This window comes from Streptomyces sp. NPDC001156 (genome assembly GCF_053598275.1).
Genome location: NZ_JBSFJX010000031.1, coordinates 24,774 through 41,692 on the forward strand (window position 1 = coordinate 24,774; position 16,919 = coordinate 41,692).

Here is a 16,919-nt window from a genome sequence, read left to right on the forward strand (position 1 = left end):
CCATCCGGCGCCCATACTCGGGGGCATGACCGCGTACGAGGACCCCGGTGACTGGGGCGCCGACGTGTACGACGCCGTCGTGCTCGCCGGCGGCTCCGCCCGGCGGCTCGGCGGGGCGGACAAACCCGCGGTGCGCGTCGGCGGACGGGCGCTGCTCGATCGCGTGCTGGCAGCCTGTTCGGGCGCGGCCACCACGGTGGTCGTCGCCGACCCCAGGCCCACCGCGCGCCCCGTGGTCTGGGCCCGCGAGGAGCCGCCGGGCGCCGGACCGGTCGCCGCGCTCGACACGGGCCTGGCACGGACCACCGCCGGACATGTCGTCGTGCTCTCCGCCGACCTGCCGTTCCTGGAGCTGGAGACCGTACGGCGGCTGCTGGCAGGCGTGGCGGCCGACGGCGCCGATGGGGCCGTGCTCACCGACACCGAGGGCCGGGACCAGCCCCTCGTCGCTGCCTACCGGAGCGCTGCGTTGCGCCGCGAGCTGGCGGGGCTGGCCTCCGAGCACGCCGGTCTCTCCGGCCTTCCGCTGCGGCGCCTGACCGCCCGGCTCAGTCTCACCCGTATCTCCGACCCCGTCGCGTCCTTCGACTGCGACACCTGGGACGACATCACCGCCGCCCGCACACGCATCAGGGAGCATGAGCACGTGCTGGATGAATGGATCTCCGCAGTCAAGAACGAACTGGGCATCGACCTCGACGTCGACACCGGCGTCCTTCTCGACCTCGCTCGTGATGCCGCGCACGGCGTCGCACGTCCCGCGGCCCCGCTGACGACGTTCCTCGTCGGCTATGCGGCCGCACAGGCGAACGGCGGGCCGGAGGCGGTCGCCGAGGCCGCCCGCAAGACAGCCGCGCTGGCCCTGCGCTGGGCGGACGAGGACCCCGCCGAGCCCGCGCCGGACGCCGGATGACCCAGCGCGGCGCCCAGGGACACCTGGACACCGAGGAACACGACGTGGAGGAGGCGCTGGCCGTGGCCAACGACAGCAGGGGCAGGAGCCGTCCGCAGCCGGCCCGCTCCGCCGGTTCCCCCGCGGAGCAACACGACCTGGATCTCGAAGAGGCCCTCGCCCTCGTCCGGGACCCGAATGCGCACACGCCCGGGCCCACCTCGCCGTCCCCGGAACGCGGCGCCCATACGCCCGGGCACGCGCCCAGCACCGCGGGGGACGCCGACAGCGAAGGCTCCGGCCCGGACCGTGCCGACGGTGCCGGGTCCCGTGTGACGTCGAAGCATCCGGACCGCCATCAGGCCACGCCCTGGCCCGAGGCCCGTGCGGTCGCCGAGCGCGCAGCCCGATCCGTGCCGCGCCGGGTGCCCGTCCATGTGCCCCTCGACGCCGCCCTCGGTCTCGTGCTCGCCGCGCCCCTCACCGCCCTCACCGATCTGCCCTCCTTCGACACCTCGGCCATGGACGGCTGGGCGGTCGCGGGCCCCGGTCCCTGGGCCGTACGGGAGGGGAACGGAGTCCTCGCCGGGCACGCCGAGCCCGCGCCTCTGGGTGACGGCGAGGCCGTGCGGATCGCCACCGGTGCCCGCGTCCCGCCGGACACCACCGCCGTGCTGCGCAGCGAACACGGCCGTATGGACGGCAACGGACGCTTGCACGCGGCCCTCCCCCAAGATCTCGGTTCCGCACCGGCAGGGGGGACCCCCACGGTCGCGCACGGGCAGGACATCCGGCCGCGCGGCCAGGAGTGCCACAGCGGGGACCAGTTGCTTCCCCGCGGCACCCAGGTCACCCCGGCCGTGCTCGGACTCGCCGCGGGCGCCGGGTACGACGCCCTGTCCGCGCTGCCCCGGCCGCGCGCCGAAGTCCTGATTCTGGGAGACGAGTTGCTCACCGCGGGCCTGCCCAAGGACGGCCTGATCCGGGACGCGCTCGGTCCGATGGTGCCGCCGTGGCTGCGGGCCCTCGGTGCCGAGGTGCCGGCCGTCCGGAGGCTGGGGGATTCCGCCGAGGCCCTGCAGCAGGCGATCACTTCCTCGACCGCCGACCTGATCGTGACGACCGGCGGCACGGCCGCGGGACCTGTCGACCACGTCCACCCCACTCTGCGCCGCCTCGGAGCCGAGCTCCTCGTCGACGGGGTGAAGGTGCGCCCCGGCCACCCCATGCTCCTGGCCCGCCTGCGGGAGGACCAGCACCTCGTGGGGCTGCCCGGCAACCCTCTCGCGGCCGTCTCCGGTCTGCTCACGCTCGCCGAGCCGCTGCTGCGCGGCCTTGGGGGGCGCCTGGCACCGGAGTTGTACACGCTGCCTCTGAAGGACTCCGTCCACGGCCACCCGTACGACACCCGGCTCGTCCCTGTCTCCGTCCGGGCCGACCATGCGGTGCCGCTGCATTACAACGGCCCGGCGATGCTGCGCGGCATCGCCGCCGCGGACGCCCTCGCGGTCGTACCGCCGGGTGGCGCGAGGCACGGTGAGGAACTGGAACTCCTCGACCTCCCCTGGGCCTTGGCGGGGTGAATTCCGCACCGTGACTTCGGGAACGTGTCGTCCGGAGCGTAGCCTGGAGAGCGTGACTCTGGCGGGTGACTTGGCAGGGTGAGTCACTAGAGGGTGTGTTTCACCGGGTTCCTCCGAGGATGCCCCGGCCTTCGGGCCGGGGAGGAATCGGACTCCTGCGGAGCAGGGCAGGGATAGCCGGATCGCCGTCAGGGCGATCCGGTGTCGACCCCGCGCGGCGGTGATGTCGCCCACGATGATCGAGAACTCTCGACTGTCAGTCCTCCCGGGTAGGTTCGGATGCATGACGGCAGAAGCGACCGCGAAGGACGCCGGGCATGCCCGGTACACCTTCCGTGTGCGCCTGTCGAACACGGCCCGGCGCCGGCTGGAAGCCGAGTGGGATCGGTGCCGGTGGGTCTGGAACGAATGTGTGGCCAAGTCCAAGCAGGTCCACGTGCGGGGCAAAGCGGGCGGGGAGAAGCTGACGTGTGGTCCGGCGCAGCTCGACAAGATGCTGACCGAGGCCCGCAGGGGGATGCCGTGGCTGGCTGAGGGCGCGAGCGTGCCTCAGCAGCAGGTGATACGCGACTTCGCCAAGGCTCGCGCGAAGGCCCTGAAGGACCTCAGGGACCGGGTTGCGGCGCACCGTCGGGCGGGGATGCCCCGGTGGAAGAAGAAGCGGGAGGCGCGGCCGAGCCTGAACTACACCCGGCGCGGCTTCCGGGTTGATGACGGTCGTCTGCACCTGGCGGGCGGGATCGTGGTGAGCGTGGTGTGGTCGCGGGAGCTGCCGGCCGACCCGTCCAGTGTGCGCGTGTACCAGGACGGCCTCGGCCACTGGTACGCGTCCTTCGTCGTCCCGGCTCAGGTTGAGCCGCTCTTTGAGACCGGCCGCGTCCTGGGCGTGGACTGGGGTGTGAAGGAGACCGCCACCACCACGGACGACGCCTACGACCTCCCGCATGGCGAGTACGGCAAGCGGGCCGCGCAGCGGCTCGCGAGGTACCAGCGGATGATGGCCCGGCGGCGCCGGCCGAAGGGGCAGCCCGCATCCGCCGGCTACCGGAAGGCGCAGGCCCAGGCGGCGAAGCTGCACAAGAAGATCGCGAGGCAGCGGGAGGACACCGGTCGCAAGTGGGCCAAGGGTGTGATGCGCGGTCATGACGGGGTTGCGGTGGAGGACTTCCGGCCGAGGTTCCTCGCGAAGACCACGATGGCCCGCAAGGCGGCCGATGCCGCCATCGCCGCGACCAAGCGTGCCCTGGTCGAGATGGGCCGCAAGCATGCGCGAGAGGTCCGTCTGGTGCACCCGGCGCACACCACGATGGACTGCGCAACGTGCGGAGCGAGAACCAAGCACGCACTCCCTCTCTCGATGAGAACGTATGCCTGCACCGTGTGCGGATCCGTGTCCCCCAGGGACAAGAACTCCGCCCGCGTGATGCTGGTCCGGGCAGGTTGGAACCCGGACGGTGCTGAGGGCGTAAGACCTCCTGGTCCGCTGGACCGAGAGGCTGCCTGAGCCGTAAATCCCCGCTCAGCCCTGGAGGGTGGAGAATCCCCTCCCTCAGGGAGGGGAGCCTTCAAGTGAAACGTCCGATCCTGAGGCGGGCAGCTGCTGACCGTGGGCACACCCGGCGGTCGCCTGCCGACCGGGCTGACACCCTGGTGGCCACGTGCTGACTGTGCACTCACCACGGCGGGCACTTGCTGACTGTGGTGTGGTCACCCCGGCGGGCACTTGCTGACTGTGTGGTCACCCCGGCAGTCACTTGCTGTCCGGGTGCCCGCCCCGTCACCCATCGGGTGGAAGTCCCGGAGCGGGCGCACCTGGCGGTCTTCCCCCTTGGCGTAAGGCGCCGTGCCGTCGGCTCTCGATGGGCTGACCCTGAGGAGTAGCGTCCCCCTCATGTACGCGATCACGATTCCTGAACCTGGTGGACCCGAGGCGCTGGTGTGGACCGAGGTCCCCGATCCCGTACCCGGCGAGGGCGAAGTGCTGGTCGATGTCGTGGCCGCCGGCGTCAACCGCGCCGACGTCCTTCAGCGGCAGGGCTTCTACAACCCACCGGCCGGTGCCTCCCTCTATCCCGGACTCGAATGCTCGGGGCGCATCGCCGCGCTGGGCCCGGGTGTCTCGGGGTGGGCCGTCGGCGACGAGGTCTGTGCACTGCTCGCGGGCGGCGGCTACGCCGAGAAGGTCGTCGTCCCCGCGGGGCAGCTGCTGCCCGTGCCGGAGGGCCTCGAACTGCGGCATGCCGCCGCGCTGCCGGAGGTGACCTGCACGGTCTGGTCGAACGTCTTCATGGTTGCCCATCTGCGCCCCGGCGAGACGCTGCTCGTGCACGGCGGATCCAGCGGCATCGGCACCATGGCGATCCAGCTCGCCAAGGCTGTGGGCGCCAAGGTCGCGGTCACCGCGGGCAGCAAGGAGAAGCTGGAGCGCTGCGCGGATCTGGGAGCGGACGTACTGATCAACTACCGCGAGCAGGACTTCGTGGAGGAGATCCGGGAGGCCACGGCCGGAGAGGGCGCGGACGTCATCCTCGACAACATGGGTGCGATGTACCTGGACCGCAATGTCCAGGCACTCGCGGTGAACGGGCGGCTCGCGATCATCGGCCTGCAGGGCGGGGTGACGGGCGAGCTGAACATCAACACATTGCTGAGGAAGCAGGCCGCGATCACGGCGACCTCGCTGCGGGCGCGTCCGCTCGGTGAGAAGGCGGCGATCGTGGCGGCGGTGCGCGAACACGTCTGGCCGCTGATCGCCGCCGGTCACGTCCGTCCGGTCGTCGACCGGGAGATTCCGATGAACGACGCCGCCGAGGCCCATCACCTGCTGGAGGAGAGCGGGCACATCGGGAAGGTCCTGCTGGTCGTGCCGTAGCCGGGCGCAGCGGTCACTCCCGGCGCAGACGCAGGGCGAGGAGGGCGAGTCCCAGTCCGGCACCGACGAGGACCAGACCGCTGCCGAGGGGCAGTATCTCCGTCACGGGTTCCGAGCCCCCGGCCTCCCGGGCGAGGACGGCGGAGTCCTGCGACGGGGTGGGCGAGGACTTCAGCGGGTCGACCGCACCGATGGACTCCTCGTCCCCCAGGTCGGGGTACTGGGTGTCGTTCTCCGTCGGCTCCTGCAGTGCCGAGGGGTCCTCATCCGTGTACGTCGGCTCGTCCCCCTGGTCCTCCGGTGAGGAGTCCGTCCGCCCGGGCCGCAACCGTCCCACTCCGGGCAGGCTTCCGGCACGGGAGGGATCGGGCGAGGACAGGGCGGAGGCCGCCAGTGCCGGCGCCGTCGAACGCCTGGCGGCGGGTGCGCCCGCGGGGGTGCGGGACGCCTTGAGCTCGAAGACCGCCATGCGGATGGATGCCGCCGGGGCCTTGGCCGCGAGGGATCTGCCGGTGGCTGAGGTGGAAGTCCTGTGCGCGAGGGAAGTAGCGGCACGGGGAGCGGGGGCCGCCGCTTTGTGCTCCGTGGGGGCTGAGTGTGCGGTGGCGGGTATCGCCTTGTGCTCCGCGTGGGCTGAGTGTGGGGTGGCGGGTATCGCCTTGTGCTCCGCGTGGACTGCATGAGCAGTGGCGCGTACCGCCTTGCCCCTTTCGGGAGCTGCGTGAGCGTTGGCCAGTGCCGCCTTGTTTCCCACGACGGTTGCGTGAGCGGTGGCGGCTGACGTCTTGTGTCCCGCGACGGTTGCGTGAGCGGTGGCGGCTGACGTCTTGTGTCCCGCGAGGGCTGAGTGCGCGGCGACGGCTGACGCCTTCTGTCCCCCGCCGTAAAGGGAGCCGGTCGTGGCCTCCGGCCTGTGCGCAACGGCGCTGGGGAAGCACGAGGCGTATGCCCCGTACCCGGCGGCATGCACGCGGGTCGCGGGCGGCGCCGTGGCGGGCCGCACGGAGTGTGCGGACCGGGTCGCGTACGCCGATGAGGCGGCGACAGCGGAATAGCGGGTGTCGTGCGTAGGCTGAGCGGCGGACGACGCGGACCGGGGGCCGGAGCGGGACCCGATCCCGTACTCGGGCGACATGCCGTACGCGGGGGATATGCCCAAGAGGGCCGTCGTCGTGAGGACGGACGGCAGAACGGACACGCGAAGCGTGCGGAACGTGGTCGGCGTACAGAGCCTTGGAGTCACGCGTGTGACCCCCTCCCGTGCTCGGGGCGGCAAGATCAACGGCTTCAGCCTCACACGGGCCCCCATATCCGGCATCTCGGCTCTGGGCCCGATGAGAGGCCCGCTCTCCGGCCGTCATTTCCCCACCCGGCCCACCGCATAGAGCGGCATGTCAATGCGCCACGCCGTGCCTACGCTGCTGAAACGCGATTTCACGCGACGGTGCCCGGCTGTGCACGGAGCCGGAGGCGCGGACCCGGGCGGTGTGGGTGCCGGACGCCGGGAAGACGAGCGCGGTCCTGGTGCGGCTGGAGGCGGAAGGGCTGGTCAAGCGGGAGGAGTGGGGCGCGAGAGGGCACGCGTACGGACTCACCGAAGCAGGCCGTGGCGAACTGCACGACGGGTACCTCCGTCCGCAGGACCGCTGCATCCGTCCGGTGGAACGCCCCGGTCCGCCGCGTAATGAACAGGCCGCCAAGCCGGCCGTGGCCGTCGACACACCCGAGGCTGCGCTCCATCGGCTCGACCCCCTGCGAGGCCAGGCTGCCTCGCCCGCTGCGAGGCCATGCCGCGGCGCCTCGCCGGGTCGTCGACGAAAGCGCCTGCCGAGCCCGGACAGGGGTGTGTCGCAGGGTGGATCACCTCTCACCGAGGGCACATGACTGGTGTGATGCACCCGTGCGAGAGAATGGCGGCATGGAGATGCCGAGGAACGAAAGGTCGTCCGAGAACGCCCAGAGGATCCTGGTCGTAGGCCAGGACGGAATGGCACTCGGCGGCACCGGAGACGATGACTCCCGCGAGGTCCCGGTGACCGAACAGGTGGAGCAGCCCGCGAAGGTCATGCGTATCGGAAGCATGATCAAGCAGCTGCTGGAGGAGGTGCGTGCGGCTCCTCTGGACGAGGCGAGCCGACAGCGCCTGAAGGAGATCCACGCCAGTTCGGTGAAGGAGCTGGAGGACGGTCTCGCCCCCGAACTCGTCGAGGAACTGGAGCGGCTCTCCCTGCCCTTCACGGACCACGTCATTCCGAGCGACGCGGAACTGCGTATCGCGCAGGCACAGCTGGTGGGCTGGCTGGAGGGGCTGTTCCACGGCATCCAGACCACCCTGTTCGCCCAGCAGATGGCGGCGCGGGCTCAGCTGGAGCAGATGCGCCGGGCCCTGCCGCCGGGCGTCGGCTCCCCCGACGGCGAGGAGGACGGTCGCACGGGCGGCCGGGCCGGCGGACCGTACCTGTAGAACCCGGGAACGTACGAGGGCCGGGCACCACTCGGTGCCGGGCCCTCGCGTTGTGTCAGGAGCCGCTTACGACGGGTTGCCCGTGGAGACGCTCAGTTCGATCTCCGGCATCTTCTTGGGGTCGACGTCCGTGCCGGCGGACGGGAACTGATCCATCACCGTGCCCTCGCCGTAGGTGTTCTCGTCGACATGCTTGATCGACATCTGCCAACCCGCGGCCTGGAAGCACGATTTGACCGACATGATGTACTTGTAGGAGAAGTCCGGGACCCGGATCTTCTTCGGGTCGTTGTACGACTCCTCCGGCTCCGTGCACTTGGTCGTGTCGATTGTCTTCGTCGTGTCGGGGCCCTTGTGGCCCGCGACCCCACTCGAGGACGCGCTGGTGCTGCTGTCGCCACTGCCCGGGTTGTCGTCGCCGCCGCCGGCATTCAGCGACAGGGCCGTGACGAGAGCGCCTATCGCGACCAGGGCGACCAGGATCGAGCCGATGACCACGCCTCGGTTGCCCTTCCGCCCGCCCGAGCCGCCGTTGGCGGGCGTCGGGTACCGCGGGTTGATGGTGTACGGCGGCGGGGTGGAGGACTGCTGCGGCGCGTACGCGGCGGTCTGCGGCGTCTGGTAACCGCCCTGCTGGGGGTAGCCGTACGCGGGCGGCTGCGCGGGCGCGTGGGCCGGCGCGCCGTAGGGGCCGGGGTAGGGCGTCTGGACGGCGCCCGGCGGCACGGGCCTCGCCTGGTCGATGGGCGGGAACACCGCGGAACTGACTCCGGCGCCGTCCGAGGTCCGCGCACCCGGCACGATGCTCGGCGGGGCCGTCGTGAGGGACGCTGCCACGCGCAGGCACTCGTCGCGCATCGCCTCGGCGCTGGGGAAGCGCTCGTTGGGATTCTTCTTCAGCGCGCGAGCGACCAGCGCGTCCACGGCGGGCGGCAGCGAGCGGTTGATCGAGGAAGGAGCCACCGGCTCCTCCTGCACATGCGCGTACGCGATCGCCAGCGGTGAGTCCGCCTCGAACGGCAGCCGTCCGGTGACCAGTTGGAACAGCATGATGCCGACCGAGTACAGATCGCTGCGCGCGTCCACGCCCCGGCCGAGGGCCTGCTCCGGCGACAGGTACTGCGGTGTGCCGACCACCATGCCGGTCTGCGTCATGGAGGTCACGCCGGACTGCATGGCGCGCGCGATACCGAAGTCCATCACCTTGACGACGTTCCGCTTCGTCATCATCACGTTGCCCGGCTTGATGTCCCGGTGGACCAGGCCCATCTCGTGGCTGATCTCCAGGGCCGCCAGCACATCCGCGGTGATCTTCAGCGCCTTGTCGGCGGGCATCGCGCCGTACTGCCGGACGTCCGCGTCGAGGATCGAGCCGAGGGGCTTGCCCTCGATGTACTCCATGACGATGTACGGGGTGGTCATCCCGTCGAGCTGGTCCTCGCCGGTGTCGAAGACCGAGACGATGTTCGTGTGCGTGAGCTTCGCCACGGACTGCGCCTCACGCCGGAAGCGCTCGCGGAAGGCCTGTTCGCGGCCGAGCTCGGTGTGAAGTGTCTTGATCGCGACCTGGCGGTCGAGCACCGTGTCGTACGCGAGGTGCACGGAAGCCATTCCGCCTTCGCCGAGCAAGTCGCGCAGCTGGTAGCGGCCCCCGGCGACCGATCGCCCCGCATAACGGCCCTGTGCGCCGTCCTGGCTCATCTTCTGCGTCCCCCATCGGCGCGGCGGCGATCGCTCGTCGCGCCCCGACCGTGATCGATATTCGAGTGTTCGGCGATCGACGCGATCGATCCGTGATCGACTGCTCTATTCCCGGCCAAGTCTGCCCGAGGGCAGTGACACGTCAAGCTCGGTGCCCGTTCCGTGACCGTACGCGAAAGTAGCCTCGCGCAAGCGTTACAGGGGTCGTACGGGCGGTACACGGGATTTGCACGCGGGACCCCCCGCAGGGTTTGATGGCCGGTCCTTCCCGGTTCCATCTCGGACCGGTGACTTGCACGGAGCCTGTAGCGTGGCCCGTCGGAGACCGTAACAACCACCGCGCAGACCGCGGGCAGAAACGACGGCGAGGACTGATGGCACAGACGCAGCGCGCCCAGGGCCCGTCCGACCCCGAGGCGACTGGCGGCGGGATGTCGGACGCGCCGGAGACGTGGGGCAACGGCGGGCTTGTCGGGGACGGCCGGTACCGGCTGACCCGCAGACTCGGCCGGGGCGGCATGGCCGAGGTGTTCGCGGCCGAGGACGTGCGCCTTGGCAGGACCGTCGCGGTCAAGCTGCTCCGCTCGGACCTCGCGGAGGACCCGGTCTCCAAGGCCCGCTTCACGCGCGAGGCCCAGTCGGTGGCCGGGCTCAACCACCATGCGATCGTCGCCGTGTACGACTCGGGCGAGGACTCGGTGGGCGGCCAGTCGGTGCCGTACATCGTGATGGAGATCGTCGAGGGCCGCACGATCCGCGACCTGCTGCTCAACGCGGAGGCCCCCGGCCCCGAACAGGCCCTGATCATCGTGTCGGGCGTCCTCGAGGCCCTCGCCTATTCGCACCAGCACGGCATCGTGCACCGCGACATCAAGCCGGCGAACGTCATCATCACCAACAACGGCGCGGTGAAGGTGATGGACTTCGGCATCGCGCGGGCCCTGCACGGGGCGTCCACGACGATGACGCAGACCGGCATGGTCATGGGCACCCCGCAGTACCTCTCGCCCGAGCAGGCGCTGGGCAAGGCCGTCGACCACCGCTCCGACCTGTATGCGACGGGCTGCTTGCTGTACGAACTGCTCGCGCTGCGACCCCCGTTCGTCGGCGAGACGCCGCTGTCCGTGGTCTACCAGCACGTCCAGGACATGCCGGTGCCGCCGTCCCAGATCTCCGAGGGCGCGGCGGCTCCGCCGGAGCTGGACGGGCTCGTCATGCGCTCCCTCGCGAAGGAGCCGGACGACCGGTTCCAGACCGCCGAGGAGATGCGCGGACTCGTCCAGTACGCGCTGCAGATGCTGTACGACCAGGGCGGCCACACCGGCACCTGGAACACCGGCCCGGTGGGCGCCCACGACGGCCGGCACACCCCGGCGGCGGGTTTCGCGGGCACGACCGTGATGCCTCATCCCGGCCAGTCCGGCACCACGCAGATCCCGCAGTCGATCCTGCCCGCGGGCTACGGCGGAGGGGACGACGGCGGCTTCGAGGGCCACGGTAACCAGGGCAGCGGCCGCGGCAAGCTGTGGATCCTCGCGGTGCTCGCGGTCGTCGCCATCGCGGCGGGTGTCGCGCTCGCGCTGAACAACGCGGCCGGAAGCGGCGGCGGGGCCGGCACGACGCAGTCGCCCGCCCCGACGAAGGCCCACCAGGACGACAAGTCCACGCCGACGCCGTCGGACGAGACGACCGACACGTCCACGAGCGACAGCTCGAACACGGGCAGCGGCTCGGACTACACGCCCTCGTACACGCCGTCGCCGACGTACAGCCAGCAGCCGCCGGCCCAGCCGTCGACGACTCCGGACCAGCCCACCGACGAGCCCACCGATACGACGCCCACGGACGCGCCGACCGACACGCCCACCGATGGCGGCGGCGCCTCGGACCCGACGTCGACGGACGGCGGCGGAAACAGCGCGGGCGGTTCGCAGGGGCCCTGACCTGCGAACGCCGACCCGGCCGGGTCGGTCGGCCACCCGGACCCCGCGGCGGGAGCGCGGTGACCACCGAGCGACGGCGGCGTGGGCGGCGCCCGAAGATAACGGCCTCCACGCGCGCGTGAGCCCGAAGCACGACTGGACCTGGAAACAGGGGACGTGCGACGACCTCCACGCGCGCGTGACGTCGTTCACGGATGCGCCCCGCCGCGTGGAGATTCCTCGGCGCCGCCGGTGTCCGGGCCCGTATCCGCACCCGACCGGACTCGCACCGCGCCTGCTCGCCCCGCAGGAATCACGGCCCGGTGCTCGCCCTCAGCGCGTGAACGCGTCACACACCGTGTCGTATGTGTGCGTCCACCACACCGCCAGGGCCGAGGCGGCCGGGAACTGCGAATCCGCGCGGCGGTCGTCGCGCTCGTAGTGCCAGCGCAGCATCCAGAAGTCGTTGAGCCGCTCCCACCACACGCGGTGCACGGCGGTGGCGAGTTCGCCGGTCCGCGCCCCCGCGGTACGCGCGCGCATAGGCCCGCACCTTCGCCAAGTCGAGCGTGCCGACGGGCCGCAGGAAGAAGATCGCCGCGGCCCGTACCACCTCCTCGGCGGGCGGCTCCACACCGAGCCTGTCCCAGTCGACGATCGCGGCGGGCACATCTCCCCGGTAGAGCAGATTGAACGGGTGGAAGTCGCCGTGCACCCACCCCACCGAGCCGCCGTTCGGCGGCCGCCGGTCCAGGTGCTGCTCCAGCAGTGCCCGCCGCTCCGTCAGGCGGTGCAGGGCGAGTTCGTCGAAGGCGTCCCGGGGCCGGTGCCGGCGTACCCGGCGCAACAGGTCGTCGATGAGTTCGAAGGTGTCGGCGGGGTCGGCGCTCGTGGGGCGGGCGGCGGGCGCGGAGGTCATCACCCGCTCCAGGCTCGCGTGCACCGTCCCGAGGAGCGCGCCGAGCGCCCGCACTGCTCCGTGGTGAGCTGTCCGCCGTGCCGGTGCCGCCCCTCGACCCACGGGTGCAGGGCGTAGGCGTGGCCGCCGACGACAGCGACCGTACGGCCGTCGCGTCCGGCCAGCGGCGGTGCCACGGGGACGCCGAGGTCCGCCAGACGCTGGGTGGCACGGTGCTGCCGCGCGATCGCAGCGGGGTCGGCGGTCTCGGGGTCGAAGTGGTGCTTGAGAAAGTAGCGGCCGCGCGTCGTGCGGAGCCGGTAGCCGCGGTCGAGCAGTCCCTGGTCGACAGGGTCGCAGGTGAGCGCGGATCCGGCGGCGTACCGGCGGAGGAGGGCGCCCAGAGGGGGCGCATGCGACACCGGGGGTGGTACAGATGAGCGCGGCACGCGCCAGATGTTAGGGCACCAACCGGACCCATGAGCTGGGCCTTGTCACAGACAGTCGCATCCGGTCACAAGGGGGTCGGCGCGTGATCGTCGGGGCGGAATGCGGATCGGTGTCCGCCGACAGGGAGGCGCGCGAGGGGCGCCGCTGAAATCACGTCTTCCCGTGCTCCAGGTGAGCGGGATAACGTGCCGTTGTTCCGGCCCCCTGCAAGGCTGTGACCAGCGCCTGTTCCCGACTTACTCGATTTACTTGGATATCCAAGCAAAATCCCAGGTCAGGAGGGGTTTCACAGAAATGTGGAGCACTGGGTAACGTGCCCTTTGCAGGGCGCTCGCCGGGGCACCTGTCACGTCTGTTTCGAACGAGCCGCACCCACCCCGTGCGTCCGTGCGCTGCAGGCGAGCCGCTCTCAGCGGCCCCACGCGGGCCGAGGGGACCCCCAGGCACCCGGCGAACCCGGGGGCCGGACCGACGGAGGAGCACACGTGACCGTGGAGAGCACTGCCGCGCGCAAGCCGCGACGCAGCGCTGGAAGCAAGGCCGGCACCACCGGCACCAAGCGCACCAGCCGCACCACGCCCAAGCAGGGCACTGACCCGGACCTCGTCCAATTGCTGACGCCTGAGGGCACGCGGGTCGAGAACGCGGAGTACGACCAGTACGTCGAGGGCATCACGCCCGAACAGCTGCGCGGCCTGTACCGGGACATGGTGCTGACCCGCCGCTTCGACGCCGAGGCCACCTCCCTGCAGCGACAGGGCGAGCTGGGCCTGTGGGCGTCGCTGCTCGGCCAGGAGGCCGCTCAGATCGGCTCCGGCCGGGCGCTGAACGACGACGACTACGTCTTCCCGACCTACCGCGAGCACGGCGTCGCCTGGTGCCGCGGGGTCGACCCCGCCAACCTGCTCGGCATGTTCCGCGGTGTGAACAACGGCGGCTGGGACCCGAACAGCAACAACTTCCACCTCTACACGATCGTCATCGGCTCGCAGACGCTGCACGCCACCGGCTACGCCATGGGCGTCGCCAAGGACGGCGCCGACTCGGCGGTGATCGCGTACTTCGGCGACGGCGCCTCCAGCCAGGGCGACGTGGCCGAGTCCTTCACCTTCTCCGCGGTCTACAACGCCCCGGTCGTGTTCTTCTGCCAGAACAACCAGTGGGCGATCTCCGAGCCCACCGAGAAGCAGACCCGTGTGCCGCTGTACCAGCGCGCGCAGGGCTACGGCTTCCCGGGCGTGCGGGTTGACGGCAACGACGTACTGGCCTGCCTGGCCGTCACCAAGTGGGCGCTGGAGCGGGCACGCAACGGCGAGGGCCCGACCCTGGTCGAGGCGTTCACGTACCGCATGGGTGCGCACACGACCTCCGACGACCCGACCCGCTACCGCCACGACGACGAGCGGGCCGCCTGGGAGGCGAAGGACCCGATCGCCCGCCTGCGCACGTATCTCCTGGCCTCAAACCACGCGGACGAGGGATTCTTCGCGGAACTCGAGGCGGAGAGCGAGGCGTTGGGAAGGCGAGTACGCGAAGCGGTCCGTGCCATGCCGGACCCGGACCACTTCGCCATCTTCGAGAACGTGTACGCGGACGGGCACGCGCTCGTCGACGAGGAGCGAGCCCAGTTCGCCGCCTACCAGGCGTCGTTCGCGGACGCAGAAGGGGGACGGTGACATGGCCGAGAAGATGGCGCTCGCAAAGGCGATCAACGAGTCGCTGCGCAAGGCTCTGGAGTCGGACCCCAAGGTCCTGGTGATGGGTGAGGACGTCGGCAAGCTCGGCGGTGTCTTCCGGGTCACCGACGGACTGCAGAAGGACTTCGGCGAGGAGCGGGTCATCGACACCCCGCTCGCCGAGTCCGGCATCGTCGGCACCGCGATCGGCCTGGCGCTGCGCGGGTACCGGCCGGTGGTGGAGATCCAGTTCGACGGCTTCGTCTTCCCGGCGTACGACCAGATCGTCACCCAGCTGGCCAAGATGCACGCCCGCTCGCTGGGCAAGGTCAAGATGCCGGTCGTCGTCCGCATTCCGTACGGCGGCGGCATCGGCGCGGTCGAGCACCACAGCGAGTCCCCCGAGGCGCTGTTCGCGCACGTGGCCGGCCTGAAGATCGTCTCTCCGTCCAACGCGTCGGACGCGTACTGGATGATGCAGCAGGCCATCCAGAGCGACGACCCGGTGATCTTCTTCGAGCCGAAGCGGCGCTACTGGGACAAGGGCGAGGTCAACGCCGAGGCGATCCCCGGCCCCCTGCACAAGGCCCGCGTGGTGCGTGAGGGCACGGATCTGACGCTGGCCGCCTACGGCCCGATGGTCAAGGTCTGCCAGGAGGTGGCGGCCGCCGCCGAGGAGGAGGGCAAGTCCCTCGAGGTCCTGGACCTGCGTTCGGTCTCCCCGCTCGACTTCGACTCCATCCAGGCTTCGGTGGAGAAGACCCGCCGCCTGGTCGTGGTGCATGAGGCACCGGTGTTCTTCGGCTCGGGCGGGGAGATCGCCGCCCGGATCACGGAGCGGTGCTTCTACCACCTCGAGGCGCCCGTCCTGCGGGTCGGCGGCTACCACGCCCCGTACCCGCCGGCGCGGCTGGAGGAGGAGTACCTGCCGGGCCTCGACCGGGTGCTCGACGCCGTCGACCGCGCCCTGGCGTACTGAGGAGAAGGTCGTGACGACGATGACTGACGCGTCCGTGCGAGAGTTCAAGATGCCCGACGTGGGCGAGGGACTCACCGAGGCCGAGATCCTCAAGTGGTACGTGCAGCCCGGTGACACGGTCACCGACGGACAGGTCGTCTGCGAGGTGGAGACGGCGAAAGCGGCCGTCGAACTGCCGATCCCGTACGACGGGGTCGTCCGGGAACTCCGCTTCCCCGAGGGCACCACGGTCGATGTCGGCACCGCCATCATCGCGGTCGACACCACCGGAGGGGCCCCGGCCGAGGAGGCCCCGGCGTCCGCCGAGGCCGTGGCCGCGCAGCCCGCGGCCGAGGAGCCCAAGCAGGAGGGCCGCCAGCCGGTGCTCGTCGGGTACGGCGTCGCCGAGTCCTCGACCCGGCGCCGGCCCCGCAAGACGACCGCGACGGCCGCCGAGGAGACTCTCCAAGCGGCCACGGCGCTCCAGGGCGAGCTGAACGGACACGGCGCGCAAGCTCCCCGTCCGCTCGCGAAGCCGCCGGTGCGCAAGCTCGCCAAGGACCTGGGTGTCGACCTGGCGAGGGTGCGGCCCTCGGGTCCGGACGGGATCATCACCCGCGAGGACGTGCACGCCGCGGTGGTGCCCGCACCGGCCGCCGCTGCTCCGGTCCCCGCTCCCGCGGCTCCCGTCGCCCAGGCGCCTGCCGCCGTCCAGGCGCCGGCGGTGACGTACGACACCGCGCGGGAGACCCGTATCCCCGTCAAGGGCGTCCGCAAGGTCACGGCGCAGGCGATGGTCGGCTCGGCGTTCACCGCGCCGCACGTCACGGAGTTCGTGACCGTCGACGTGACCCGCACGATGAAGCTGGTCGAGGAGCTCAAGCAGGACAGGGAGCTGCAGGGCCTGCGCGTGAACCCGCTGCTCCTCATCGCCAAGGCCCTGCTGGTGGCGATCAAGCGGAACCCGGACATCAACGCGTCCTGGGACGAGGCGAACCAGGAGATCGTGCGCAAGCACTATGTGAACCTGGGCATCGCGGCGGCCACTCCACGCGGTCTGATCGTGCCGAACATCAAGGACGCGCACGACAAGACGCTTCCGCAGCTGGCGGAGGCGCTCGGCGAACTGGTGGCCACGGCGCGCGAGGGCAAGACGTCTCCGGCGGCGATGCAGGGCGGCACGGTCACCATCACGAACGTGGGCGTCTTCGGCGTCGACACGGGCACGCCGATCCTCAACCCTGGCGAGTCGGCGATCCTCGCGGTCGGCGCGATCAAGCTCCAGCCGTGGGTCCACAAGGGCAAGGTCAAGCCCCGCCAGGTCACCACCCTGGCGCTCAGCTTCGACCACCGTCTGGTCGACGGCGAGCTGGGCTCGAAGGTCCTTGCGGATGTGGCGGCCATCCTGGAGCAGCCGAAGCGGCTGATCACCTGGGGTTAGGGCCGAAACCTGCTGCAGAAGGGGGCCTGCCGCACCAGCGGCAGGCCCCCTTCTGCGTGAGA

At 71.1% G+C, this 16,919-nt stretch carries 11 protein-coding genes and 1 pseudogene; 9 read left to right on the forward strand and 3 right to left on the reverse strand.

Translation table 11 applies throughout. From position 1 onward, the window contains the following. Positions 1 to 25: 25 nt before the first annotated feature. The 4 genes from ACWDA7_RS17725 (at position 26) to ACWDA7_RS17740 (ending at position 5,347) form a co-directional block, all read left to right on the forward strand. Positions 26 to 913 (forward strand): NTP transferase domain-containing protein, encoded by an 888-nt coding sequence (locus tag ACWDA7_RS17725; RefSeq protein ID WP_450605207.1) that lies wholly within the window; start codon positions 26 to 28, stop codon positions 911 to 913. After that, positions 910 to 2,475 (forward strand): molybdopterin molybdotransferase MoeA, encoded by a 1,566-nt coding sequence (locus ACWDA7_RS17730; protein ID WP_450605208.1) that lies wholly within the window; start codon positions 910 to 912, stop codon positions 2,473 to 2,475. Before ACWDA7_RS17725 ends, ACWDA7_RS17730 begins: the two co-directional genes overlap by 4 nt. A gap of 283 nt (positions 2,476 to 2,758) precedes the next feature. Then, the gene (locus ACWDA7_RS17735; protein ID WP_450605209.1) at positions 2,759 to 3,979 is read left to right on the forward strand and encodes an RNA-guided endonuclease InsQ/TnpB family protein; all 1,221 of its coding nucleotides are present in this window, start codon (positions 2,759 to 2,761) and stop codon (positions 3,977 to 3,979) included. 387 nt (positions 3,980 to 4,366) lie between these two features. Further along, the gene (locus ACWDA7_RS17740) at positions 4,367 to 5,347 is read left to right on the forward strand and encodes an NAD(P)H-quinone oxidoreductase (protein ID WP_450605210.1); all 981 of its coding nucleotides are present in this window, start codon (positions 4,367 to 4,369) and stop codon (positions 5,345 to 5,347) included. 13 nt (positions 5,348 to 5,360) lie between these two features. On the opposite strand, the gene ACWDA7_RS17745 is transcribed toward ACWDA7_RS17740, so the two are convergent. After that, positions 5,361 to 5,816, reverse strand: a complete 456-nt coding sequence (locus tag ACWDA7_RS17745) for a hypothetical protein (protein WP_450605211.1) — start codon at positions 5,814 to 5,816, stop codon at positions 5,361 to 5,363. Positions 5,817 to 7,265: 1,449 nt separating this feature from the next. Between ACWDA7_RS17745 and ACWDA7_RS17750 the strand changes: the two genes are divergently transcribed. Beyond that, positions 7,266 to 7,811 carry a bacterial proteasome activator family protein gene (locus tag ACWDA7_RS17750; protein ID WP_359390306.1) on the forward strand — a complete coding sequence of 182 codons (546 nt, stop codon included), beginning with the start codon at positions 7,266 to 7,268 and terminating at the stop codon, positions 7,809 to 7,811. Between the two features lie 66 nt (positions 7,812 to 7,877). Here the strand turns inward: ACWDA7_RS17750 and ACWDA7_RS17755 are convergent, their stop codons facing one another. Continuing rightward, positions 7,878 to 9,512, reverse strand: coding sequence for a protein kinase domain-containing protein (locus ACWDA7_RS17755; protein ID WP_450605212.1), 1,635 nt, complete (start codon positions 9,510 to 9,512; stop codon positions 7,878 to 7,880). A 374-nt stretch (positions 9,513 to 9,886) separates the two neighbouring features. On the opposite strand from ACWDA7_RS17755, the gene ACWDA7_RS17760 reads away from it, so the two are divergent. Continuing rightward, positions 9,887 to 11,455, forward strand: a complete 1,569-nt coding sequence (locus ACWDA7_RS17760; RefSeq protein ID WP_450605213.1) for a protein kinase domain-containing protein — start codon at positions 9,887 to 9,889, stop codon at positions 11,453 to 11,455. Positions 11,456 to 11,783: 328 nt separating this feature from the next. Here ACWDA7_RS17760 and ACWDA7_RS17765 read toward each other — a convergent pair. Next, positions 11,784 to 12,781: pseudogene (locus ACWDA7_RS17765) on the reverse strand (phosphotransferase enzyme family protein). A 486-nt stretch (positions 12,782 to 13,267) separates the two neighbouring features. Here ACWDA7_RS17765 and pdhA point away from each other — a divergent pair. The 3 genes from pdhA to ACWDA7_RS17780 are packed head-to-tail and all read left to right on the forward strand — an operon-like array spanning position 13,268 to position 16,857. Beyond that, on the forward strand, positions 13,268 to 14,458 hold the full coding sequence (gene pdhA, locus ACWDA7_RS17770; protein WP_360991156.1) for a pyruvate dehydrogenase (acetyl-transferring) E1 component subunit alpha: 1,191 nt from the start codon (positions 13,268 to 13,270) through the stop codon (positions 14,456 to 14,458). Position 14,459: 1 nt separating this feature from the next. Then, positions 14,460 to 15,437, forward strand: a complete 978-nt coding sequence (locus ACWDA7_RS17775; protein ID WP_359390294.1) for an alpha-ketoacid dehydrogenase subunit beta — start codon at positions 14,460 to 14,462, stop codon at positions 15,435 to 15,437. Between the two features lie 10 nt (positions 15,438 to 15,447). Further along, positions 15,448 to 16,857, forward strand: a complete 1,410-nt coding sequence (locus ACWDA7_RS17780; protein ID WP_450605214.1) for a dihydrolipoamide acetyltransferase family protein — start codon at positions 15,448 to 15,450, stop codon at positions 16,855 to 16,857. Positions 16,858 to 16,919: the final 62 nt, after the last annotated feature.